Origin of the sequence: Polaribacter sp. BM10 (assembly GCF_002005425.1) — a bacterium.
Taxonomy (GTDB): Bacteria; Bacteroidota; Bacteroidia; order Flavobacteriales; family Flavobacteriaceae; genus Polaribacter; species Polaribacter marinaquae.
This window is the reverse complement of sequence record NZ_CP019704.1, coordinates 159,266-184,433: the sequence shown is the minus strand read 5'-3', so window position 1 is coordinate 184,433 and position 25,168 is coordinate 159,266. Positions and strand designations below refer to the sequence as shown.

At 29.3% G+C, this 25,168-nt stretch carries 23 protein-coding genes; 15 read left to right on the top strand and 8 right to left on the bottom strand.

Going from position 1 to position 25,168, the window contains the following annotated elements:
• Positions 1–2 precede the first annotated feature (2 nt).
• The 9 genes from BXQ17_RS00800 to BXQ17_RS00760 all read left to right on the top strand — a co-directional run bounded on the left by BXQ17_RS00800 (position 3) and on the right by BXQ17_RS00760 (position 7,947).
• A complete protein-coding gene (locus BXQ17_RS00800) occupies positions 3–1,463 on the top strand; it encodes an aminoacyl-histidine dipeptidase (protein WP_077808807.1) in 1,461 nt (486 codons plus the stop codon).
• A 193-nt stretch (positions 1,464–1,656) separates the two neighbouring features.
• Positions 1,657–2,421 carry a ParA family protein gene (locus BXQ17_RS00795; protein WP_077808806.1) on the top strand — a complete coding sequence of 255 codons (765 nt, stop codon included), beginning with the start codon at positions 1,657–1,659 and terminating at the stop codon, positions 2,419–2,421.
• A gap of 1 nt (position 2,422) precedes the next feature.
• On the top strand, positions 2,423–3,310 hold the full coding sequence (locus BXQ17_RS00790; protein ID WP_077808804.1) for a ParB/RepB/Spo0J family partition protein: 888 nt from the start codon (positions 2,423–2,425) through the stop codon (positions 3,308–3,310).
• A complete protein-coding gene (locus BXQ17_RS00785; protein ID WP_077808802.1) occupies positions 3,311–3,892 on the top strand; it encodes a DUF5683 domain-containing protein in 582 nt (193 codons plus the stop codon). It begins immediately after the preceding gene.
• A gap of 3 nt (positions 3,893–3,895) precedes the next feature.
• On the top strand, positions 3,896–4,597 hold the full coding sequence (gene dapB / locus BXQ17_RS00780; RefSeq protein ID WP_077808800.1) for a 4-hydroxy-tetrahydrodipicolinate reductase: 702 nt from the start codon (positions 3,896–3,898) through the stop codon (positions 4,595–4,597).
• A gap of 86 nt (positions 4,598–4,683) precedes the next feature.
• Positions 4,684–6,387 (top strand): signal peptidase I, encoded by a 1,704-nt coding sequence (gene lepB, locus BXQ17_RS00775; protein WP_077808798.1) that lies wholly within the window; start codon positions 4,684–4,686, stop codon positions 6,385–6,387.
• A 1-nt stretch (position 6,388) separates the two neighbouring features.
• Positions 6,389–6,991, top strand: coding sequence for a WbqC family protein (locus BXQ17_RS00770; RefSeq protein WP_077811320.1), 603 nt, complete (start codon positions 6,389–6,391; stop codon positions 6,989–6,991).
• 60 nt (positions 6,992–7,051) lie between these two features.
• Positions 7,052–7,630 (top strand): Crp/Fnr family transcriptional regulator, encoded by a 579-nt coding sequence (locus tag BXQ17_RS00765; RefSeq protein ID WP_077808796.1) that lies wholly within the window; start codon positions 7,052–7,054, stop codon positions 7,628–7,630.
• 5 nt (positions 7,631–7,635) lie between these two features.
• Positions 7,636–7,947, top strand: a complete 312-nt coding sequence (locus BXQ17_RS00760) for a DUF6122 family protein (protein ID WP_077808794.1) — start codon at positions 7,636–7,638, stop codon at positions 7,945–7,947.
• Here the strand turns inward: BXQ17_RS00760 and BXQ17_RS00755 are convergent.
• From BXQ17_RS00755 to BXQ17_RS00735, 5 genes are read right to left on the bottom strand one after another with little or no spacing between them, the layout of a single operon-like run.
• A complete protein-coding gene (locus BXQ17_RS00755) occupies positions 7,926–9,425 on the bottom strand; it encodes a lipopolysaccharide biosynthesis protein (protein ID WP_077808792.1) in 1,500 nt (499 codons plus the stop codon). The two genes, BXQ17_RS00760 and BXQ17_RS00755, sit on opposite strands and share 22 nt — an antisense overlap.
• Position 9,426: 1 nt before the next feature.
• Entirely contained in the window at positions 9,427–10,692 is a 1,266-nt protein-coding gene (locus BXQ17_RS00750; RefSeq protein ID WP_077808791.1) for a glycosyltransferase family 4 protein, read from the bottom strand.
• Positions 10,689–11,879 carry a glycosyltransferase family 4 protein gene (locus BXQ17_RS00745; protein ID WP_077808789.1) on the bottom strand — a complete coding sequence of 397 codons (1,191 nt, stop codon included), beginning with the start codon at positions 11,877–11,879 and terminating at the stop codon, positions 10,689–10,691. The genes BXQ17_RS00750 and BXQ17_RS00745 overlap by 4 nt, the downstream gene beginning before the upstream one ends.
• The gene (locus tag BXQ17_RS00740; protein WP_368348283.1) at positions 11,876–14,302 is read right to left on the bottom strand and encodes a YfhO family protein; all 2,427 of its coding nucleotides are present in this window, start codon (positions 14,300–14,302) and stop codon (positions 11,876–11,878) included. The genes BXQ17_RS00745 and BXQ17_RS00740 overlap by 4 nt, the downstream gene beginning before the upstream one ends.
• 46 nt (positions 14,303–14,348) lie before the next feature.
• Complete coding sequence (locus BXQ17_RS00735; RefSeq protein WP_077808787.1) at positions 14,349–14,612, bottom strand: DUF4834 family protein; 264 nt, start codon at positions 14,610–14,612, stop codon at positions 14,349–14,351.
• Positions 14,613–14,752: 140 nt separating this feature from the next.
• Between BXQ17_RS00735 and BXQ17_RS00730 the strand changes: the two genes are divergently transcribed.
• The 6 genes from BXQ17_RS00730 to BXQ17_RS00705 are packed head-to-tail and all read left to right on the top strand — an operon-like array spanning position 14,753 to position 20,539.
• Entirely contained in the window at positions 14,753–15,964 is a 1,212-nt protein-coding gene (locus BXQ17_RS00730; protein WP_077808785.1) for a transporter, read from the top strand.
• Positions 15,965–15,979: 15 nt separating this feature from the next.
• Entirely contained in the window at positions 15,980–17,101 is a 1,122-nt protein-coding gene (locus BXQ17_RS00725) for a GTP cyclohydrolase (RefSeq protein WP_077808783.1), read from the top strand.
• Positions 17,102–17,123: 22 nt separating this feature from the next.
• A complete protein-coding gene (locus tag BXQ17_RS00720; RefSeq protein ID WP_077808782.1) occupies positions 17,124–17,831 on the top strand; it encodes a 16S rRNA (uracil(1498)-N(3))-methyltransferase in 708 nt (235 codons plus the stop codon).
• A gap of 39 nt (positions 17,832–17,870) precedes the next feature.
• Entirely contained in the window at positions 17,871–18,512 is a 642-nt protein-coding gene (locus tag BXQ17_RS00715) for a DUF4159 domain-containing protein (protein WP_077808781.1), read from the top strand.
• 38 nt (positions 18,513–18,550) lie between these two features.
• A complete protein-coding gene (locus tag BXQ17_RS00710) occupies positions 18,551–19,474 on the top strand; it encodes a bile acid:sodium symporter family protein (RefSeq protein ID WP_077808780.1) in 924 nt (307 codons plus the stop codon).
• Positions 19,475–19,477: 3 nt separating this feature from the next.
• Positions 19,478–20,539: a 1-acyl-sn-glycerol-3-phosphate acyltransferase gene (locus tag BXQ17_RS00705; protein WP_077808779.1), complete on the top strand. Its 1,062-nt coding sequence runs from the start codon at positions 19,478–19,480 to the stop codon at positions 20,537–20,539.
• A 143-nt stretch (positions 20,540–20,682) separates the two neighbouring features.
• Here the strand turns inward: BXQ17_RS00705 and BXQ17_RS00700 are convergent, their stop codons facing one another.
• From BXQ17_RS00700 to BXQ17_RS00690, 3 genes are all read right to left on the bottom strand, one after another.
• On the bottom strand, positions 20,683–23,601 hold the full coding sequence (locus BXQ17_RS00700; protein ID WP_077808778.1) for a glycoside hydrolase family 3 N-terminal domain-containing protein: 2,919 nt from the start codon (positions 23,599–23,601) through the stop codon (positions 20,683–20,685).
• A gap of 194 nt (positions 23,602–23,795) precedes the next feature.
• Complete coding sequence (locus BXQ17_RS00695) at positions 23,796–24,281, bottom strand: ABC transporter ATPase (RefSeq protein WP_077808777.1); 486 nt, start codon at positions 24,279–24,281, stop codon at positions 23,796–23,798.
• Positions 24,282–24,327: 46 nt separating this feature from the next.
• Positions 24,328–25,155: a 3'-5' exonuclease gene (locus BXQ17_RS00690; protein WP_077808775.1), complete on the bottom strand. Its 828-nt coding sequence runs from the start codon at positions 25,153–25,155 to the stop codon at positions 24,328–24,330.
• Between the last annotated feature and the right edge of the window lie 13 nt (positions 25,156–25,168).

Sequence of the window (25,168 nt, the reverse complement as noted above, 5' to 3'; positions counted from 1 at the left end):
TTATGAGCACAGAAGTTAGAAATTTAGCACCAAAAGAAGTTTGGAATATGTTTGCAGACCTTAACGCTGTTCCGCGTCCTTCAAAAAAAGAAGAACGTGTTATACAGTTTATGGTAGATTTTGGTAAAAAACTAAATTTAGAAACATTTGTAGATAAAGTTGGTAATGTAATTATCAATAAAAAAGCTACCAAAGGTTTAGAAGATAGAAAAACAGTGGTTTTACAAAGTCATTTAGACATGGTGCATCAAAAAAATGCAGCAACTAATTTCGATTTTGATTCTGAAGGAATTAAAATGATTGTTGATGGAGATTGGGTAAAAGCAGATGGCACAACACTTGGCGCAGATAATGGTTTAGGTGTTGCAGCAATAATGGCTGTTTTGGCTTCTACAGAAATTGAACATCCAAATATTGAAGCACTTTTTACAATTGATGAAGAAACCGGAATGACTGGTGCCATGGGTTTAGAAGGAAATATTTTAAAAGGTGATATTTTACTAAATTTAGATACAGAAGAAGATGATGAAATAGGAATGGGTTGTGCTGGTGGCGTAGATATTACCGCAACAAGAACATATAAAGAAGAAGAAGTTCCAGAAAATTCAAATGCCTTTTCTATCACTGTAAATGGTTTAAATGGTGGGCATTCTGGGATGGATATTATCAAAGGTTTAGGTAATGCCAACAAAATAATGAACCGTTTATTATTTGACGGATTTACTAATTATGGTTTAAGAATATCAGAAATTAATGGTGGTAGTTTAAGAAATGCTATACCAAGAGAAAGTTTTGCTGTGGTTACTGTAGATGCAATTTCTAAAGAAGCTTTTTTGTTTGAAAGCAACTTATTAATCAGTAACATTAAAAAAGAATTTGCAACTTTAGAACCAAATCTAAATATTGAAATCTCTGACACAAACTTACCTGAAAAGGTGATGGAATTGGGTGTGCAAGAAGGTTTTATAAAATCTATTTACACAGCTTTAAACGGAGTTTATAGAATGAGTCCGGATATAGAAGGCTTAGTAGAAACTTCTAATAATATTGCTAAAATTGTAGCAAAAGATGGCAAAATTAAAATTAGTTGTTTAACAAGATCTTCATCAGAAACTAATAAATTAGATTTAGCAAATTCTTTAAAATCTGCTTTTGAATTGTCTGGATTTACAGTTGATTTTTCAGGAGAATATCCTGGATGGCAACCGAATGTAAATTCAGAAATTTTAGATATCGTTTCTAATTTATATGAAGAATTACATCAAGAAAAAGCAAATGTTGCTGCTTGTCATGCAGGTTTAGAATGCGGAATTTTAGGGCAAAATTATCCGGAAATGGATATGGTTTCATTCGGACCAACAATTAGAGGCGCACATTCGCCAGACGAACGTGCAAGTATATCATCAACACAAAAATTCTGGAACTTTTTAATTGAAATATTAAAAAATACACCAAAAAAATAGCAGTTGTTTTCTGATAAAAAACCGAAGTATTCTTTCGGTTTTTTATTACATCAATTTGTGTAAAAAGAAAATAAAAATAAAATTAAATAACTGATTACCAGTTGTTTAAAATTTTATTCATTTGTTAACATCTTTCACTTCTAAAAATCATAAAAAAATGTAATTTTACATTTAGATAAATCTATTTATTTTCATGGGTAAAATTATTGCAATAGCAAATCAAAAAGGTGGTGTTGGTAAAACAACCACCAGTGTAAATTTAGCAGCCTCTTTAGGTGTTTTAGAGAAAAAAGTTTTGTTGATAGATGCAGATCCGCAAGCAAATGCTTCTTCTGGTTTAGGTATAGATGTAGAAACTGTAGAAGGCGGAACATATCATGTTTTAGAGCACACTTTATCAGCTAAAGATGCAATTATTAAAACCGATTCGCCAAATGTAGATATTATACCTGCACATATAGATTTAGTAGCTATTGAAATAGAACTTGTAGATAAGCAAGAAAGAGAATACATGTTAAAAAAATCGTTAGAAGAAATTAAAGACGATTATGACTATATTTTAATAGATTGTGCACCATCTTTAGGGTTAATTACCTTAAACTCTTTAGTTGCTGCAAATTCTGTGATTATACCAATTCAATGTGAATATTTCGCATTAGAAGGTTTGGGTAAATTACTTAATACCGTAAAAAGTGTTCAGAATATACACAACCCAAGTTTAGATATAGAAGGTTTATTATTAACAATGTTCGATGCTCGTTTAAGGTTATCGAATCAAGTAGTAGATGAAGTAAGAAAACATTTTTCTTCTATGGTTTTTGATACAATTATTAGAAGAAATACACGTTTAGGTGAAGCACCAAGTTATGGTGAAAGCATTATTGCTTATGATGCAACAAGTAAAGGAGCAGTAAATTACTTAAATTTAGCTCAAGAATTATTAAAAAAGAATTCGTAAGATGGCAAAAGCGACTAAGAAACAAGCGTTAGGAAGAGGATTATCTGCTTTATTACAACAAGACACACCAAATGTAAAATCTGCATCAGATAAAAATGCCGACAAATTAGTTGGTAGTATTATCGAAATAGAATTAGATAAAATTGATGTTAACCCTTATCAACCTAGAACATATTTCGACGAAGAAGCTTTAAGAGAACTTGCTAGTTCTATTAAAGAATTAGGTGTTATACAACCTATTACTGTTAGAAAATTAGAAAGTAATAAATTTCAATTAGTTTCTGGTGAAAGAAGATTTAGAGCTTCTAAGCTAATAGGAAATAAAACGGTACCTGCTTATATTAGATTAGCAAATGACCAAGAAATGCTAGAAATGGCATTGGTAGAAAATATTCAGCGTAAAAACTTAGATCCAATAGAAGTTGCACTTTCTTACCAGCGTTTAATTGACGAAATTCAATTAACACAAGAAGAATTAAGTACAAGAGTTGGTAAAAAAAGATCTACGGTAACTAACTATTTACGTTTGTTAAAATTAGATCCAATATTACAAACGGGTATGAGAGATGGTTTTATTTCTATGGGACATGGTCGTGCGATGATTAATGTTGACAACACAGAAGATCAATTAGCCATTTATGAAAAAATTTTAAGAGAAAAACTTTCTGTAAGGCAAACAGAAGATTTAGTAAAAAGCTTAAAATCTGGATCTATTGCTAAGCCTAAGAAAAAAACGGTACCAACTTTTGTAAAAAATAGCCTAAAGGATATTAGCGAATATTTTGGTCATAAAGTTGATGTTTCTGTTAGTGCAAACGGAAAAGGTAAAATTTCAATACCATTTCATTCTGAAGAAGATTTTAACCGAATAAAAAACTTATTAAAATAAGTGATTTCAAAAAAAATTATAATAACCATTTCTGTTTTGTTTTTTTCTTTTCATCTTTTTGCGCAAAAAGATTCAACAAAAGTTAAGACAAAACAGAACCTTATTATACAAGAAGGTGTTTATAAACCTTTGGCGCCAGCCAAAGCTGCTTTTTATTCTGCTATTTTTCCTGGTTTAGGTCAAATTTATAATAAAAAATATTGGAAAGCTCCATTAGTTTGGGGCGCCATAGCAACACCTACTTACTTTTATTTAAATAACAACAGCGAATATAAACGCTATAGAACCGCTTATAAACTTAGAAAATCTGGTTTTCAAGATGAGTTTACAAACGACTTAGGAGAAGTTACAGTATCTCTAGAAACCTTAGAAAGAGCGCAAGAACAATTAAGAGAAAATAGAGATTTATCTTTAATGTGGGGTGTAATTATTTATGTATTACAGATTGTAGAAGCTAGTGTAAATGCACATTTAATACAATTTAATACAGACGATAATTTATCATTAAAACCTTCATTTGTTCAAGATCCTATTTTATTTGACGCTCCTAAAGTTGGTTTTACACTAAAATATACTTTTTAAAAAATGAAAATTGCATTATTAGGCTACGGAAGAATGGGTAAGGAAATTGAAAAAATTGCAATTTCTAGAGGACATGAAATTGTCATTAAAAAAGATGTCGATACAGAAATAGATATCACTTTAGCAGATGTGGCTATAGATTTTAGCATACCTAACTCTGCTTTTAATAATATTGCTAATTGTATCGAAAATAAAATACCTGTAATTTCTGGTACTACTGGTTGGTTAGACAAATACAACGATGCCGTTAAGTTATGTGAAGAAAAAAAAGGCGCTTTTATTTACGCTTCTAACTTTAGTTTAGGTGTAAATATCTTTTTTGAATTAAACAAACAACTGGCTAAAATGATGAGTAATTTAGAAGATTACAATATTTCTATGGAAGAAATTCATCATACAAAAAAATTAGACGCACCAAGTGGTACTGCTATTACTTTAGCAGAAGGAATTATAGAAAATTCTACCAAAAAAGATTGGGAATTAGACAAAACCACATCCGAAGAGAATATACCTATTGTTGCTAAAAGAATACCAGAAGTTCCGGGAACACATACTGTTTGGTACAATTCTGAAGTAGATTCTATCGAAATTAAGCACACTGCACACAGTAGACAAGGCTTTGCTTTAGGTGCCGTAGTAGCGGCAGAATGGATTCTTGGTAAAACAGGTGTTTTTAGTATGAAAGACGTGTTAAACATCAGTTAAAATCAGTAACAAAATTGATTTTTATCGCCTAATAAAAAAATTAAAATACATTCCTTTATCAATAAGGATTTTAAAATATAATTATTATGACTTTTACCCAATGGTTTATCTTTTTTCTTGTTGTACAAGTAATTCATTTTTTAGGAACTTGGAAATTATATGTAAAAGCAGGAAGAAAAGCTTGGGAAGCAGCAGTGCCTGTTTATAACGGAATTGTATTAATGCAAATAATAAATAGACCAAAATGGTGGGTTATTTTACTTTTTATTCCGATTGTAAACTTGCTAATGTTTCCGGTTATATGGATTGAAACAATTCGTTCTTTTGGTTTTTTCAAAAAAATTGATTCGTTTTTAGTAATTATTACTTTAGGTCTTTATATATTCTATATAAATTACGCTACGGATTCAACTTATAATGAAGATAGAAGCCTAAAACCTAGATCTGAATTAGGTGAATGGGTAAGTTCTATTACTTTTGCCATTATTGCAGCTACACTTGTGCATACGTATTTTATGCAACCATTTACAATACCAACGTCTTCACTAGAAAAATCTTTATTAGTTGGAGATTATTTGTTTGTAAGTAAATTTCATTACGGCGCAAGAGTACCATCAACAGTTATTGCGGCACCAATGGTACACGATTCTTTACCTTTGGTTGGTACAGCTTCGTATTTAAAAAAACCTCAGCTTCCTTACACAAGATTACCTGGTTTACAAAACATTAAAAATAACGACATTGTTTGTTTTAATTGGCCTACAGATTCATTAGCTACAATGTGGGGTGATACTTCTGGTAAATTCACCTATAAACCGGTAGATAAAAAAACAAATTATGTTAAACGAGCTGTAGGTATTGCTGGTGATTCTCTAGAACTAAGAGATGGTTATGTATACATAAATGGTAAGAAAAATGTACTTCCGTATAGAGCCAAAATACAATTTTACTATACGTATGAATCAAAAACAGCTATAGACGCAAATAGTTTTCCTAAGTTTTTAATTAAAAAAGAAAAGACAGGTGTTTATAGAATTTTATCGGAATATTGGAATAATTCTAAAATACAAAAAGCAATTAAAGAAAACGGAAACTTAACTAAAATAAGCTCTGATTCTTTATATACAGAAGTTGCAGGAGGTATCAATCCTGATTTTGCCAGAAGACTTAAAATGGAATCTGTTGCAAATAAAATAAATATTAATTTAACAGAAGATGAAGTTGAAAGGTTACGAAAGCAACCTCAAACTGTTGATGTTACAAAAATTAATTATGGTGCAGATAATGCGATTTTTCCGCATGTAGAAAGTAATAATTGGAGTCAAGATAACTTCGGACCAATTTACATTCCTAAAGCTGGTGCTACCGTAAAGTTAGATGCAAAATCTTTACCTTATTACGAGCAAATTATAAAAAATTACGAAAATAACGACTTGTCTTTTGTTGGAGACGATATTTTTATCAATGGTGAAAAAGCAGATTCGTACACATTTAAGCAAGATTACTACTGGTTAATGGGAGATAACAGACATAATTCTTTAGATGCTCGTTATTGGGGTTATGTTCCTTTTGATCATGTTTTAGGTAAACCTGTAATGATTTGGTGGAGTTGGGATGCGAATGCTGCAAGTTTTGGAGAAAAAATTAAATCGATTAGATGGAACAGGTTATTTACTACTGTTGGTGGTGACGGTGAGCCTGTATCGTATAGATATATAGTTTTTGCATTAATTGCAATTTATATTGGCTACAGTTATTTTAAAGGGAAGAAAAAAGCTGCTAAAAAATAAAATGGCTGTATTTATACCAACATACTTTTCTCCGATATCACAATATCGAGCTATTGTTAATGCAGAAACTGTTGTATTTGAAACAGAAGACAATTTTCAGAAACAAAGCTACAGAAACAGGTGTTATATTTTTAATACAAATGGTAAGCAACTTTTAAATATACCTGTAAAACATCCTGTAACGTCTGGTAGAAAAAAAACAAAAGATACTATTATTGAAAGTGCTACAAATTGGCAAGATCAACACTTTAAATCTTTAAAAACTGCTTATAGGAATTCGCCTTTTTTTGAATTTTACATTGATGATTTAACTCCGATATTCGAAAAAAAATATAAATTTTTACAGGATTTAAATTTTGATACATTCGATTTTATTACAGATGCTTTGCAACTAAAAATTGATTATAAGAAAAGTGAATCTTACATAGAATCAGAAGAAAAATTTGATTTTAGAAATTTAGCTGACGCAAAATTTACACCCAACATTCTTACAAACAACTACATACAAATGTTTGATGATAAGCATGGTTTTATACCAAATTTATCAATTTTAGACTTATTATTTATGGAAGGCCCTAATGCAATTAGTTTTTTAGAAAATTAGTTGTATCTTTGCAGACTCTAAAATAGCAAATTTACTTAAGCTATTTAGTGCCTCAAATTAATGAATAATTTAAAAAAAATACTGGATAATTTTTGTGTAATTTCTGAAGAATCACAAAATCTTATATTTTCTTTAGCCAAAAATATTGAGCTTCGCAAAGGAGATTCCATATCTAAAGCTGGGGAAATATCAAAAAGTATTTATATTCTAGAAGAGGGTATTGCTAGATCTTTTTATGTAGATGAAAAAGGTAAAGAATATATAAGAAACCTATTTGTACCGATTAGAGCAATTGGTCCTTTAGGTGCTTTAATTCTAAGAAAAAAATCTAAGTTTTCTTATGATTGTTTATCTCATTGTAAACTACAAGTTATTAATTACGATGATTTTATAGAATTAACTAAGCATAATCTAGAAATTGGGAAATTATATTCTAAAATTCTTGAGAAAGTATTTCTAGAATTAGAAGCTAAAGTGTACGATTTATCTGTTTTAAATGCTACAGAAAGATATCTAAAAGTAAAAGCACAAATACCAAATATAGAGAACTTAATTCCACAATATCATATAGCTTCTTACTTAAATATAACACCTGTTCAATTAAGTAGAATTAGAAAAAGTTTATATTCTAAAAAATAATTTTAATGATAAGCATTAAATTTATAGTTCATTACAGCTTACATTTTATTGTACCGTTTTTATTTGCTTTTGTTTTCTTTAGAAAAAAATGGAAAACGGTTTATATTATTTTTTTACTATCTATGCTTGTAGATTTAGATCATTTATTAGCAAATCCTATATTTCAAGAAAATAGATGTAGTATCAATTTTCATCCACTTCATACATTTTGGGCAATGGCTTTTTATGTTGTTGGGCTATTTTTTAAGAAAACAAGAATCCTTTGTATTGCCTTGCTTTTTCATATGTTTACAGATTACTTAGACTGTTTATTGTAATATTTACCAAGTAAAATATCTAATTCTGGAGAAATATTAAATTTGAAAATTAATAATATATACATCGGTACAATTAAAATACTTTTCAAAATGATGTTAATAATTGGGTGAATAGGAAAATCCCATATATAAATATTATCAACCGGAAAATCCCAAAAATTAAAAGCAAAATACAAAACAGTTATTATTGCCAACATTTTTGCGGTTTTATTGGTAAAAGGAGTTATTGAGAATTTCTTTTTTACAAAGTATAGTTTAAATGTATTAGCGCAAAAAATTACAATTAAGGTAGAAAGTGCCAAACCATTTGTACCCATTTCAAACTCATAATAAAATAACTTATTTAAAGCGTAAACAGAAAGAGCCATAGCAATACCAACAGGTAGCGTAATTTTATAAAACTTAGAATTATTAATAATTGCACCATTATTACCTAAAAAGCCATTGTACATTTTTAAAAATGAAATCATAAGTACTACGAGTCCGCCACCGGCATATTCTTTTGGTAATAAATTAAATAACTGTTGCACATTTGTATTGATTAAAACGAAGAAGAATCCGCTAATTAAAAGTAAATTTATAGAACTTTTTTTATACAAAGAGCCAACCTCTTTTTGGTTATCTTCATTTAATGTTTTAGATGTTAATGGCTGTAAAATATTTAACATTGCTCTACTTGGGGCTTCTATAAAAGACCCTATAAAAACAGCAACAGAATAATAAGCTGCGATTGCCAAAGTTTCTTTACCCGGAATCATAAATTTATCAATATCTAAGATAATTGCACCAGCACTTCCCGCTAAAATTATGTACCCAGAAAATCGTAAAACTTCAATAAAATTTGCAGGTTTCGCAAATGTAAACTTTGGTACATAAAGTTTTAATGCATAAAACATCATTATAAACATTCTTAAAAAATACGCTGCCGTTAGGTAATAAATAAATTCTGGTTTGCTAATAAATTCAAAATAAACAGCAAAAAGTAACAACATTACTACTACTCTATTCCATAATTCTTTTAAAATATTACCAAAAACAGTTTGAAACTGAACTTTTGCCCAAGAATAAAAAATCTCGAAATAAGCACAAGCCACTGCTATTAAATAAATTACAATTGTATAATCTTTTATAATAGGATTTTCTTCTGACAAATAATCTCCTATCTCTTGATAAAAAATATTACCAAAATAAGCTATTGGTATTGCAATTAATAATGGTAAAAAAACAACAGAAGATAGAAATTTATCTTTTTCTACTTTTGTGAAATAACTTGAGAAAAACTTTACAATTGTATGATGAATACCTAATGCTATTAATGGCATTAAAAGGTTAGATGTAGACAATAGAAACGTAACTAAACCATAATACTCGTCTTCTAAAAACCTTGTGTACAAAAAAAGAGTATTAATACCACCAAAGGCAAAACCTAAGTATATAAAAAAAGTGTTTTTTAATGATTGTTTTAATACAATTCCCATTCTACGAAGTTATGTTTTTTAGAATAGAGGCTAGTTTTTTTGTCAACTCTTTTCTATGATATTTTTTTATGTCACTTGATGTAACCAACAATTTATTATTTTTAAAATCGTTATATAACGATTTAATTTCTTCTGATAATTTTATTTCATTATCAAAATTTACAATCTTACCGGCGTTTGTTTCCTCTAAAATTGTGGCTAAATCTCCTTTTTCTGGTCCGATGGCTAAAATAGGTCTTTTAGCTGTTAAATACTCAAATAACTTTCCTGTTAAAATACCTTCGTTATTTAATACATTCGGAATTAATAATAATAAAACCTGAGATTTTTTTTGATACTCGATCGCTTTATGATGTGGTAAATACCCTAAGAATTTAGTGTTTTCTGATAAATTGAATCGTTGTATATCTTGCTTTACATCATTTACAATATCACCAATAAAATTAATTTGTAAATCGTTTTTAAAACTTGAATCTTGTAAACAAAGTTTTTCTAAAACTTTAAATAATACTGTTGGATTGCTTTGTTTGGGTAACAAACCAATGTAAGAAATTGTAAATTTTTTATCTAATCTTATGATATTTTTAGTCACAACTTCATCATCGAAACCATTGGTAATAACCTCTACTCTTTTTGCTGTTTTTAAAAACTCCTTTTTTAAAGTGTTACTAACAGTTAGTATACAGTCAGCTTTTTTTAAAACTGATTTTTCTAATTTAATATTTTTATTTTTTGCAAAAGATAACTGATTAAAGTCTTTATTATAATATAAGTTTGACCACGGATCACGAAAATCGGCAATCCATTTTAGATTATTCTTTTGATGCAATTTTTGCGCAATTAAATGCATACTATGTGGCGGACCCGTAGAAATTATTACATCAATTTTAGAAGAATCGATAATTTTCTGCAAATATTTAACCGATGAATTCACCCAAAAAATTTTAGGATCTGGAATAAAGAAATTTCCTCTAATAAAAGACAATAATCCGCCATTACTAACATTAGAAACACCTTTTTTTTGTTTATTATTTTTTTTCCAAAATAATAAATCTGTTGGTTCCCAAATTGGTTGTTTTAAAATCTTTATATTTTTAGGAACTTCATTAAGTAGTGTTTTATCTTCTTTAGGATAGTTTGCATTATCAACGGTATATACTATTGGTTCAATATCAAAATTCTGTAAATATTTTACAAATTTTAACCAACGCTGTACGCCAGAACCACCTGCAGGAGGCCAATAATATGTAATTATTAAAACTTTCAATCGATTAAATTGCTATACAGGTTTAGTAGCTTTTTAGAAGTTTCTTCCCAACAAAATTCGTTTATAATAAAATTCTTACCGTTTTTACCTAAATTATTTCTTAGTGAAGCATCTTTATATAAAATTTGAATTTTAGCTGCAAAATCTTCGCTATTTTTTTGTTCGTGCACCAAACCAGCATTTGCTTTTTCTATCAATTTTTTCTGAGCAATAGCATTGCTAACCAAAAGAGGTTTTGCAAAACTCATGTATTGAAAAATCTTATTTGCATAAGCAACATCGTGCTGTAAATTTCTATGCAAAGGTGATATACAAACGGCACTTGCCAAAATATAAGATTGAAAAAGAGAAACATCTTGCCAACCTTCAAAATCTACAAATTTTTGTAGATTTAAATCTTTAACTTGTTTCTTTAAAATTAAATCAGTAGTATTTCTACCAACGATAACCAACTTGATTTCTGGTATAGATTTTTTTAATTCGTTTACAGCAGTAATCGCTGTTTGTAATCCTCTTCTAAGATGCGTATCACCTAAATAAAGAATTACAAAATTGTTTTTATATTTCTCTAAAATAGTTTCTTTTACGGTAAAATTTTCGAAGAAAGATTTTCTAATCGTATTTGGTACAAGTACCAATTTATCCTTTTGCTTAGGTAATCTTTGTGCTAAAGTTTCTAAAAATTCTGGCGATACAGAAATTACTTTATCTGCTTTTGCTATAAACTCTTCTTCTTTGATTTTCCATTTTTTCGGAGAAATAATATACTTTCCAGGAAATTTCTGTAAATGAGGATACAATTTCATCACCTCTGGCATATTATCATGCAAATCTAAAACTACAGGTAGTTTATTATTCTTATTCGATTTAAAAACAGCTTCTGCTATTCTCATATCATGAATGTGAATTGCTTCTATGTGATTCTCTGCTATGAATTTCGATATTTTCTTTTTCATTAAAAAAGAATATAATGGAATCGTATAAGCCAATGCAGATAGTTTATATTCTAACTTATTAGATGTAAATCGTTTTACTTTTATACCGTTAATTACCTCTGATGCCTTTTGATCACCATAATTTAGACAAAATAAAAAAACTTCGTGTCCATCGTTTACCAAAGAAATAGCTTCATTTTCTACTCTTGGATCTGGAGGAAAAGAAGCATCTAGAATCATTCCTATTTTCATGCTTCTTTACGTTTCTTCTTCTCGTCATAAAAAAACCATCCGGCAGAAACAACAATTAATAATGCATAAGAAATCAACGAAAATATTTTCCCTTCTATAATTACTTTTGGCTCAAATTTAAATGTAATTTCATGATGTCCTGCAGGAATCTCCATTCCTCTTAAAACATAATTTACGTTGTAATACGGCACTAATTTTCCGTCTAAATAAGCATTCCAGCCATCTTTATAATAGATTTCAGAAAAAATAGCGAATTGTGCTTTCGTAGAACTTGATTGATATTTTAAATTCGTAACATCATTACTAATCAATTTAATTATTGCTGTAGAATCTTTTTCAACAAATAAATTTTCTTTTAATTTACTAAAATTCTCTTTTAAAATTACAGCAGTATTTTTAGTATTTAAAGAATCTAAAGCTTGTATTTCTTCATTTGCATTGTTTACAGAAATTAACTTTTCTACAAACCATACATTACCGTTTGCTTCGATATTTTGTTGTGCTTGAACATTCCCTTTATTATCTGGCACAATAAAATACTTGGTATTTAGCATGTTTAAAACTTGCATATTATTCTTTGCAATTTGATAATCAAATAGCTCTTGATAACGACCAAGTTTAGCAGCATGATAACCACCAATAGAATTATGAAAGTAAGATGTACTTCCATCATTCATAGGATCAACAGAAAAATTTGCTACTCTAAAATAAGACGTGTCTTTTAAAATTGCTTTATCAGCACTTGAAGCTACAAATGGTTTTTCTATTTTTCTTGATGATTTAAAATCGTCTGCATTTACATAATTAAGATTTACAGATAACAAATCGAAAAGAATTAAAACAGTTATTGCTATAATGGCAAAGGGTATTTTAATTTTCTTTTTTAAAGTAAACCATAACACAGCACCAGAAATAAGAACCAGCACTAAAGATTTAACTGTATCTGAAAATAACATTGCTTTTCTGTCTGCAATTACTGCGTCTAAAAACCCAGGAACTTCACTATACTGTTGCGCATCTCTTAAGCCTTCAAAAGTTCCGAAAATATGAGCAAAACCAAAACCTACTATTATTAAACCACCAAATACCATAACTGCCTTTTTTAAAGCAGCTTGTTTCTCTTTTACTTCTAGAGCACTAGAAAACAGTTCTTTTAAACCTAAAACACCTAAAATTGGCACACACAATTCTGCAATTACCTGTATTGATGAAACTGCTCTAAATTTATTGTAAAGTGGTACATAATCGATAAAAAAGTTAGTAATCACCTCAAAATTTCTACCCCAACTTAAAATAATAGAAAAAATTGTTGCAGCAACTAACCATTCTTTTATTCTTCCTTTTACTAAAAATAATCCTAAGAAAAACAGAAAAAATACAACAACACCAATATACGCAGGTGCTTCTACAATTGGTTGATCTCCCCAATACGTTAAAACTTGTTTCGAATATTCTTTGGCTGTTTTTTTATCTGTTTTTTCTTCAATAAACTCATAAAAGTTAGAATTCTCTCCTAATTCTTCTACAGTTCCACCACCCATAAAACGCGGAATAAATAAATTAAAAGTTTCTAATTTAGAGTAACTGTATTGAGTTATGTAAGATTTATCTAAACCTTCTGTAACCTTTTTTGTAGAACCGTCTAGATTAATTGTTAATTCTGATTTTCCTCTTGTACTGTGTTCAGAATATTCTTTCATTGCCATTAATCTTGGCGCATTTGCTCCTATTCCTAAAACTACAGCTGCAATAATTACTGCTGCTTGTTTTATAAATAATTGCACCTTACGTTCTTTAATCGCATTAATTAATTCTACTAAACCAAGAATTAATAAACAGAAACCTAAATAGTAGGTCATTTGAATATGGTTAGCATAAATTTCTAAAGCCATTGCCAAACCTGTAACAATAAAACCTAAAACAAACTTTCTATTAAAAACCCAAATAACACCCGCTAAAACTAAAGGCATATATGCAATTGCATGTGCTTTTGCATTGTGACCTGCACCAAATATTATAATTAGATAAGTAGAAAATCCAAAGGATAAAGCACCTAAAATTGCCAATCTCCATTTAACTTTTAACGCCATCATCAACACAAAAAAGCTTAAAAAATACAAAAATGTATAATCTGCAGGTCTTGGTAAAAACCTAAGTAATTTATCTACACTTCTTACAATATCATTTGGATAATAAGCACTTACAGAATAAGCTGGCATTCCGCTAAAAGAAGCATCTGTCCAATAAGGTTCTTCGTTATTATCTGCTCTATAATCATTAATATCTTTCACCATTCCTCTAAATTGAGTAATGTCTGATTGATTTAATTTTTGACCTTTTAAAACAGGATGAAAGTAAATTAAAGAAGCTATTATAAATACAAGAATTGCTACTAAATAAGGAAAAAGTTTGTTAAGTTTCAATTTTAAAATTGTTTTAGGTTGCTATTTATTTTGAAGCGACTTTAGTCTAATCGATTTCTTCAAAATCTACATACTCACCAACAGACTTTTTACTTTCTTTTTGGCTTCCTGGTTTTTTATCTATAATTGTTTCACCTTCTTTTACAGAAGGGTTTTGTGCTTGTCTTTGCTGCCCTCTAAATTGTTGTTCTGCTTTCTTTTGAATAGTTTCTGCTGCTTTTTTCATTAAAAAAGGCGCAAAAAGTCTTGCTAAAAATTTAAACGCATAATAAAATAAGAAAATAAAAAAGAGTGTTTTAAGTAAACCCATTTATAAATTTAATTTAAAAATATATCAAAAATAACAATTTGAGTACAATTGAGACGTTATGAATCTATAAAAGTTTCTTAAACCTAAAAAAGTAGTGTTTGCCTTTATAAAACAGCTTTTTTGTTCTATGTTTGTGAAGCATGTTAGATTTAAAATGTAAACCCTATTCTTTTTCTATGAATGTAAATAAATTTCAGCTATTTATTGTTGTTTTTTTTAGTTGTGTTGCTTCTAATTTTGCGCAATATACAGATGTTATAAACTCTAATAAACCTGGTTTTTCTGAAAGCCCGTATAGTGTTGGAACAGGAGTTTACCAGTTTGAAAGCAATGTTTTTTATAGAAACACAAGTATAGAACCTACGTTTTCTAGACCAGAATCTTTAGGTTTAGATCTTTTATTTAGAACCAGTTTCCTTTTTGAAAAACTAGAATTAAATACACAATTAACATATCAAAGAGATAAAGTAGCTTTTAAAAATATTTTTACATCGAGTTACGACGTATCTGGTTTTAGCCGAATTACCGTTGGTGCTAAATATTTGGTATATCAACAAGAATACGAAGACAAATCTAAAGAAGTAAGAAGCTGGAAAAGAAGACACGCATTCGATACAAAAAGATTAATACCTTCTGTTGCCGTTTACCTTGGTATGAATACTGATTTTGTAAGTGAAATCCATAAAACGGGTAGCATTACGCCAAAAGTAGGAATACTTTTACAACATAATCTTACACAAGATTTTAATGTAATTACCAATATTTTTTATGATAAAATTGGTTCAGATTTTTCTGAGTTTTCTTACATCGTAACAGCTACACAAAATTTTAGCGACCAATGGTCTGCATTTATAGAAAATCAAACTATTTTTCAAGAATACCAAAATAACACCAATTTAGGCTTGGGGTTAGCCTATTTATATGATACAAATTTACAATTTAACACTTCTGCAAGGTTACTTTTTGAAGGCCAATCTAAAGGTTATTACGCTAGTTTAGGAATTTCGTATAGGATAAACAGACATAGAGATTCTTTTATAGAATTAGACGATAATGGTCTAGAAATTAAAGACACGCCAATATCTCGCTACAACAAAAAACAAAATAGCTTTTTTAATAGGTTTTTAAATATCTTTAAAAAGAAAGATAAAAATACCAGATCTAGACCAACCAGAACTAGAAAAGCAACTTCAAAGAAAAAAACTGGTGGTTTTTTAGGTATCTTCGGAAAGAAAAAAAAGAAAGCCACAAAGAAAGAAACAGAAATTGAAAAATTAGAAAGAGAAATTAAAGAGCTAGAAAAAGAGATGAAGAAAGAAGATCAGAAAAAGAAAAAAAACGATAATAATTAGACGCTACTTTTTACAATGATTACCTTAAAAAAAATAAATACTAAAAAGGAAATGAAGCAATTTGTAACATTTCCTTTTTCATTATATAAAGACAATAAATATTGGGTACCACCAATAATTAAAGACGAAGTAGATAATTTCGACCCAAATAAAAATCCTGTTTTTGAAAATGCTGACGCTCAATTTTTTATAGCAATTAGAGATGGTAAAATTGTAGGTAGAATCGTAGCGATTATCAATTGGTTTGAAATTGAAAAACAACAAATAAAAAAAATGCGTTTTGGTTGGTTTGATGTAATTGACGACATCGAAGTAACAAAAGTTCTTTTAGCAAAAGTTAAAGAAATTGGTTTGGCAAATAATTTAGAATATATAGAAGGACCTGTTGGTTTTAACAATTTAGATAAAACTGGTGTTTTAGTTGAGGGTTTCGATCATATAGGCACCATGATTACTTGGTACAATCACCCATATTATAAAGATCATTTAGAAGAACTTGGCTTTGTAAAAGAAAAAGAATACTTAGAAAATAAATTTAAATTCGATAAAGTAGACAAAGTTTATTTTGATAGAATTAGCAAGATTATTAAAAGGCGATTTAAATTAAAAGCACTAGACTTTACAAAGACAAAAGACATCATGCCATATGTTGATGAAATGTTTGATGTTTTTGATAAATCGTATTCTAAACTTTCTTCTTTTGTACCAATTTCTGATGCTCAAATAGCTTTTTTTAAGAAAAAATACATTTCTTTTATCAACCCAGAATATATAAAGTTTGTTATTGATGAGAATAATAAAGTTGTAGCTTTTGCAATTGTAATGCCCTCTTTTTCTGAAGCGCTGCAAAAAGCAAAAGGGAAACTATTTCCGTTTGGCATCTTTCACTTGTTAAAAGCTAGAAAGCATGCTAAAGACGTAACTTTTTATTTAATAGGAGTACATCCAAAGTATCAAAACAAAGGTGTGCATGCAATTATTTTCGATCAATACGCTAAAACATTTGGTCCTTTAGGAATAGACAATTGTATTAGAACACCAGAATTAGAAGACAATGAAGCAATTAAAAAGTTATGGGAAAACTTTGATCCTGTAACTCATAAACGAAGACGAACTTACAAAAAGAGTATTGTTTAATAATTCTGATAAAATCTAACAAATGCAATTATTTTATAATTCAGAAATTTCTACAGAAACACAAGAAATTACTTTCGATAAAATTGAAAGCAAACATATTGTACGTGTTTTAAGAAAAAAAGAAGGAGATATTCTTAAAATAACAAATGGTAAAGGCTTTTTATTTGATGTAGAAATTATTTTAGCAAGCGATAAAAAGTGTTTAGCTAAGGTTACTTCTTTTACTGAAAAACAAAAACCTTGGCAATATTATTTACACGTTGCAATTGCGCCTACAAAAAATAACGACAGAATAGAATGGTTTTTAGAAAAAGCAACAGAAATTGGTATTGATGAAATTACACCAATTATTTGTTCTAATTCAGAAAGAAGGGTTGTAAAATTAGAACGATTTGAAAAAATTATTCAGTCTGCCATGAAACAATCTTTAAAATTTACGTTGCCAAAATTAAACGAACCTGTAAAATTTAATGATTTTATCAATCAAGATTTTGATGGTAAAATATGTATTGCACATTGTGAAGAGCAAGATAAAAATCTACTAAAGTCTGTAATAAATCCTGCTGAAAAAACAACTATTCTTATAGGGCCCGAAGGAGATTTTTCTATAGAAGAAATAAAAAACGCATTAGAAAAGAAGTTTACACCTATTTCTTTAGGTGAAAGTAGATTACGAACAGAAACAGCAGCTTTAGTGGCTGTTAATACTATTTCGTTTATCAATCAATAAGTTTTTTCTTATATTGCTTTAAAATTTCCTACATATTTTATGAAGCAACTTCTAACAATTACGTTTACCTTTTTACTAAGCATAATTTACGCACAAGATGTTGCTATTTTAAAGTATAATGGTGGTGGAGATTGGTACTCGAATCCTACAGCGGTTCCTAATTTAGTTGCTTTTGCTAACGCTAACATTAACACCAAAATTTCTAAAAACCCTCAATCTGTTTCGGTAAGTAGCGAAGATATTTTTAATTTCCCCATTCTATTTATGACGGGTCATGGTAATGTTTTCTTTTCTGAAGATGATGCCGAAAACTTAAGAAACTATCTAATTTCTGGTGGCTTTTTACACATATCCGACAATTATGGTTTAGACAAATTCATTCGTAAAGAAATGAAAAAAGTTTTTCCAAAATTAGAATTTAAAGAAATACCAAGCTCACATAAAATTTACAATCAGACCTTTAAATTTCCAAACGGAATACCTAAAATTCATGAACACGACAAAAAATCTGCACAAGGTTTTGGTATTTTTTTCGAAGGAAGACTTCTTGTTTTTTACGATTATGAAACAGATTTAAGTGATGGTTGGGAAGATCAAATAATACACAACAATCCGCAAAGTGTAAGAGAAAAAGCTTTAAAAATGGGCGCTAACATAATTGAGTTTGCATTTAGTAATTAAGCTTTTTTTTCTAAAATTAATCAATAAATATTCTTAAAATGAACGATCAAATAGATATCGATGCTATCAAAATAAATTTTGATTCTAGTGGTTTATGGGTTTTAAACATCGCTATTGGTATTATAATGTTTGGTGTTGCATTAGGTATTTCTATTGATGATTTTAAGCGTTTACTTAAAAATCCTAAAATACTTTTTGTTGGTGTACTATCTCAGTTTATTTTACTACCGGCTTTTACTTTTTTAATTATACTACTTTTAAAACCGCATCCTAGTTTTGCTCTCGGAATGATGATGATTGCAGCTTGCCCTGGCGGAAACGTTTCTAATTTTTTTAGCAAAATGGCTGGCGGTAATGCTGCTTTATCTGTAAGTTTAACTGCTTTTGCTACATTGATCTGTATTTTTATGACGCCTTTAAACCTTCAGTTTTGGGGTAGTTTATACGAACCTGCAAACAGTATTTTAGAAACAGTTGCTTTAGATTGGATCGATTTATTAAAACTAGTTTCTTTAATTTTAGGAATTCCTTTATTTTTTGGAATGTTCATCAAACATTACCATTCCGAAATGGCTAAAAAAATAGAAAATGTTTTAAAACCATTATCGATGCTTGTATTTATCGCTTTGATATTTATTGCATTTTCTCAGAATTTAGAAATCTTTGTAAACCATATTCATCACGTTTTATTTTTAGTAATTTTTCACAATATATTCGCTTATTTTTTAGGTTTTTACACTGCTAAAAGTTTTAAATTGAATAAAAAAGACGCCAAAACTATAGCTATGGAAACCGGTATTCAAAATGGCGGATTGGGTTTATTATTAATTTTTGGTTTTTTTGACGGTTTAGGCGGAATGGCACTTTTGGCAGCTTTTTGGGGAATTTGGGACGTGTTTTCTGGAATTCTATTAGCTACTTATTGGGGAAGAAATTCTAAAAAAGACACTTTAATCGAATAATTTATGCTTCAAAAAATTTGGTTTGCACTTGTATGGACTTATGTAAAACTTGGTTTATTTTTTTACAGTAAGAAGATTATAGTTAAAGGTACAGAAAACATTCCTAAAAAAGGAGCAGTTTTATTTGCTGTAAATCATCCTAACGGACTGGTAGATCCTTTATACGTTACTACAACTCACAATAGAAGAAACCATTACTTGGTTAGAGCCGCAACATTTAAAAACCCGATAGTTAAGAAAATTTTAGAATCTTTATACTTAATGCCCATTTATAGAATTCGAGACGGCATTAAGCAATTAGCAAACAATCAGCAAATTTTTGATAAATGCCACAGAATTTTCGAAAAAGGAGAAACTTTAATTATTTTTCCGGAAGGAAGTCATGATAAAAAAAGAACCATTAGACCTTTAAGTAAAGGGTTTACAAGAATTGTTTTTGGTGCGTTAGAAAAATATGAAGATTTAGATATAACTGTAATTCCGGTTGGTTTAACGTATCAACATCCGTCAGATTATCCTGCTAAAATTATTATTAATTATGGCAAACCTATAAAAACAAGAGCTATTTATGATCATAATACACCTGCAAAAGCTATTAATCTTTTAAAAGCAAATGTTACCGAACAATTACAAAAACTGACTGTTCATATTCCGGATGATGATAATTATGAAACTGTTTTACAAAAACTAAACAATGCACAAGTAGATTTTACCGAAGTAGATAAGGTAAATTCTATGATTCTAAAAAATAGTTTTCCAGAAGCAAAATCTTCTAAAAAAAATTATGTGAAACCGCTTTTTTATTTAATAGTTTTAAATAGTTTGATTCCGGTTTTAATTTGGAAAAAAGTTTTTAAATTGATTAAAGAAGTAGAGTTTATAGATACTTTTCGATTTAGTGTTAATCTTTTAACATTTACAATATTCTATTCTTTACAGGCATTAATAATCGGTTTATTTTACGGAGATAACGTGGCTTTATTTTATTTTACATTTTCTGTATTTCTTGTTTTTGTTTACACAAAACTGGCGCCAACCAACACAAAGAAGTTTTTAAATCTGTAAAAAGTTGGCTTATAAGTTTAGCCCTGATTGCAGCAATTGTTTGAGCTCTTTTTTAGAGAAGTTTCGATTGTAAATTTTGAAGAATGAAAAATTGCAATTCGAACAAACTAAAAAAAGCGAGTGCGGAAAGCAGGAAATAGCTTCTAATTAATAATTGCGTCTTGAATTACTTGCTGAATTTTGGTTCTCATATTACTTCTAATCAAACCTCGATTGTCCATGTTTGGATATACTCTGTTTGATAAAAACACATAAACCAATCCGCTTTTTGGATCTGCCCAAGTGTAGGTTCCTGTAAAACCAGAATGCCCAAAACTTTCTTCGGATACGCAACCACAAGTTGCTTTAACTTTTGGGTTAAGTTGTGGTTTATCGAAACCTAAACCTCTTCTAACCTTTTCTTTAGAAAAATATCTATGATTAAATTTATCTATCGTTTCTGGTTTTAAATAACGTTTACCACCATAAAAACCTTTTTGTAAATACATTTGCATTATTTTACCAACATCGTTTGCATTGGCAAATAAACCCGCATGACCACCAACACCACCTAACATTGCTGCACCCATATCGTGCACATAACCTTGCAGTAATTGATTTCTATAATATGTATCTATTTCTGTAGGAACAATTTCATTTCTATGAAACTTTTTTAATGGTAAATATGTGGTTCTATCTGCACCCAAAGATTGATAAAAATTTTGATCTACTAGTTTATCTAAAGGTTTATCGTATTGTAATTCTAAGGCTTCCTTAAAAATATAATATCCTAAATCGCTGTATTTATAACCAACTCGTTCTCTTTGATCTGCTTCTTTGATATATTTATAAATGCTATCTTTATAATTATGATTGATAAATAAATTTTCTGCTACTTTAATATCAAATTTATCCGACTTTTTACTGCTATAAAACGTAGCCAAATTCTTACCTGTTATACTGTCTTGCGTGTCTTTGTAAAAAGGAATCCAAGCTTTTAATCTACCAAAATGAGATAATACTTCTTTTACAGTAACTTTTTCTTTATTTGAGTTCGAAAAACTTGGTAAAATATCTCTTAAGCTAGCAGACAAAGGTATCTTTTGTTCTTCTTCTGCTTTCATTATTAAAGGCAACGATGCTAATATTTTAGTTAACGATGCTAAATCATATATATCAGAATTTTTAACTGGTATTTTTTTATCGTGAGTATGGTAACCATAGCTTTTTTCTAAAACAACCTTACCATTTCTTGCTACAAATATTTGTAAACCTGGTGCCATTTTTTGGCTGATAATTGTATCGGCCATTTTATCGATAGCTGCCAATTTTATAGAAGACATTCCTGCTGCTTCTGGTATTGTATATTCGAATCTACTAAGATTTGTGCTTGTTAATCCAAAACCTACTTTAAATTCTGAACCAATAGAAACAGGTAATTTACCTTTTGCTGTAATTGCACCAAACAATATTTGTGCAGATACTTCTTGAGAAATTTTACTATTTTGATAAGAAACGATTAAACCTTCGATATTTGCAAAACTTTTAATCTGTAATAAACTATACGGACTCGCAAAAACATCTAATATCACCGATTTTTCTCTTGCAATTTCTTGCAACCAAACCAATTCTTTATTCGTAAACTTATAGCTTTTCCAAGGATGTTGGTTTGATTTATGAAATCCAATAATTACATAATTATACGGTTTCAATTTTGTTATCAATCCGTCTAAATTTTTATCAGCAACAACATCTACTTTTGTGTAATTTTTTAGCATGTCTACATAAGCTGTATTGTCTGCATCACCCAATTTTACATACGCTATTTTTTGTTTTTCTAAGTCTCTAATTGGTAAATTACCATTTATATTTTTTAATAAAGTAATCGAGTTTTTTACCAATTCTCTGTGTAATAACTTATCTTCTACTCTATTTAAATCTTGTTCAATATTTTCTACTACAACAGGTTTGTAGTTGTGTAAACCTGCCCAATATTTAGATTTTAATATTTTTCTTACAGAAAAATTTAATCGATCTTCTGTTAATGTTTTTGTTTCTAAAGCCTTTTTAATTAATGCTACAGAACCTGGTACATCTTGCGGAATCAACAACAAATCGTTACCAGCTTGTATCGCTGCTAAATCTATTTGTGCAGAAGTAGCATAATTGGTAGCACCTTTCATGTTTAAACCATCAGTAATTATTAAACCTTGAAAGCCTAATTTTTCTTGTAATAAATTTGTTACAACATTTTTAGAAAGAGATGTTGGCAAAGTGGCATTTGGCTCTAAACTTGGTATGTTTAAATGCGCTGTCATTACACTTGCCAAACCAACGTCAAATGTTTTTTTGTACGGATACAATTCTATAGAATCTAAACGTGCTGCATCAAAATTTAAAACAGGTAAAGTATGATGAGAATCTGCTGCGGTGTCACCATGACCCGGAAAATGTTTACCATTTGCTAAAACACCTTCACTTTGCATTCCTTTAATAAAAGCAATTGCTTTTGCAGTTACATTTTCTTTACTTTCACCAAAAGATCTATTTCCAATAATAGGATTTTCTGGATTTACATTTACATCAATAACTGGCGCAAAATTTACATGAATTCCTATTCGTTTTGCATGTTGCCCTAAATGTTTACCAAATTTTGTAATTAAAGAATCGTTTCTAATGGCACCTAAAGTCATATTCCAAGGAAATCGATATGTGTTTTTTAAACGCATATCTAAACCCCATTCACCATCAAAACCAATTAACAAAGGTACCTTTGCAGAGTCTTGATATCTATTATTTAAAATCGCCTGTTTTTCTGGCGTACCTTGCATAAAAATTAAACTACCAACATGATATTTTGTAATCATCTTGTTTATAAAACGCTCATGCTTTTCATCTAAATTAGAATACGCTTGCACCATAAAAAGTTGTCCAATTTTTTCATCAATAGACATACTATTCATTATACTATCTACCCAAATTTCTTGCGCAACAAAATCTTTAGTTCTTAACGGATCTAATCTTTGTGCGCTTAAACTTAACGTAAAAGCAATTGCTAAAAAGGCTAATATATTCTTCTTCATTCTAATTCTTTCGATATTTTTTTGGCGTTTTAACAGGCTTTCGCTACTCGCTTTTTTTATGTTTGTTCTTCATACATTTTTTCTTCTTTCGTCAAAAAAATTACTCGAACTTTCACCTAAAAAAGAGCTCAAACAGACCGCTCTATCCTTAACGCAACTTCTTGCCAACAGGCTTTATTATACTAAAACAATAGTTATACCAAAAAGCGTTTATGCCAACTATCTTTTGCAGTAATTTCCCAATTATTTTCAAAATCTTCTTTGGTATTTACCATGTTGTTAAAAACAATTGTGTCTGCAGTAATTTTCTTCTCTTTTGCAAATCTCTGAAAATCAGATAATTTAACAAGATTTATATTTTCGTTATCTTTAAAAGTAACGTTCATTTTATTCATTAAATCTAATTGCAATTCTTTTTCTAAAGCTTGTACAAAACGCACAGAACTATCTATAGAACAACCAGAAACATTGTTAAAACTTTCGTCTACTGCCAACACTAAAAACTGATTGTATTTAATAGTAAAAGAACCTTTTAAATCATCTCCATGACGTGTCCATTGATTTATAAATTCTTCTGCTTTATCAGAAATAAACTGAATTTCATTTTCTGTAAATTCTCTATCTGCTTGGTAAATCCAAACTCTAGAGTTATTTGGTAAATTGTTATATGCTGTAAACATTATTTTTATTTTATTTTACAATTGTTATTCGTCAAAAAAAGTAATTCTATCTTAAATTAAACTTTTGTTGCAACGCTTGTAATTTTTCTGCATCCGTCATTTTCTTTTTTGGCGGATTCATTCTTTCTTTTATTTTTCTTAAAACCTTTTTTGTGTACAAGGGAAAATCTGCGTTTTGCATCCAATTATTATACCCAGGGTTTTCTTTAAAAACTTCTTCAACCGTTCTGCCTTTATACTTTCCGAAAGAAAAAATCTCTTGTTTTTTATCGTTCATCAAAATAAAACCTGCAAAATCTGCTCTCTCGCCATGTGTAGAGAATTCGCTTAAAGCATCAACAGTATTTTCTATATCGTCGTATTTATCTAACTGAGCTAACAAAATTTCGTACGTTGCATTTGTATCTGCTTCTGCACCATGAGCGCCTTCTAATTCTCTACCGCAATAAAACTGATAACCAGCACTTAATGTTCTTTGCTCTTTTTTATGAAATATAACTTGTACGTCAATGGCTTTTCGATCTTGCATATCAAAATCGATTCCGGCACGCATTAACTCTTCTGCTAAAAGTGGTATATCGAATCTATTAGAATTAAAACCTGCCAAATCACAACCTTCAATCATAGCACTTACCTCTGCTGCCAACTCTTTAAAAGTTGGCTCATTTGCAATTTTTTCGTTTGTTATTCCATGCACATCTATAGAACTTTGCGGAATTTCAATCTCAGGATTTACCAACCACGTTTTACTTTCTTTATTTCCGTTAGGAAAAACTTTTAAAATTGCAATTTCTACAATTCTATCTGTGGCAATATTAACTCCTGTAGTTTCTAAATCGAAAAATACAATTGGTTTTGTTAAGTTTAAATTCATTTTTATATTTTCT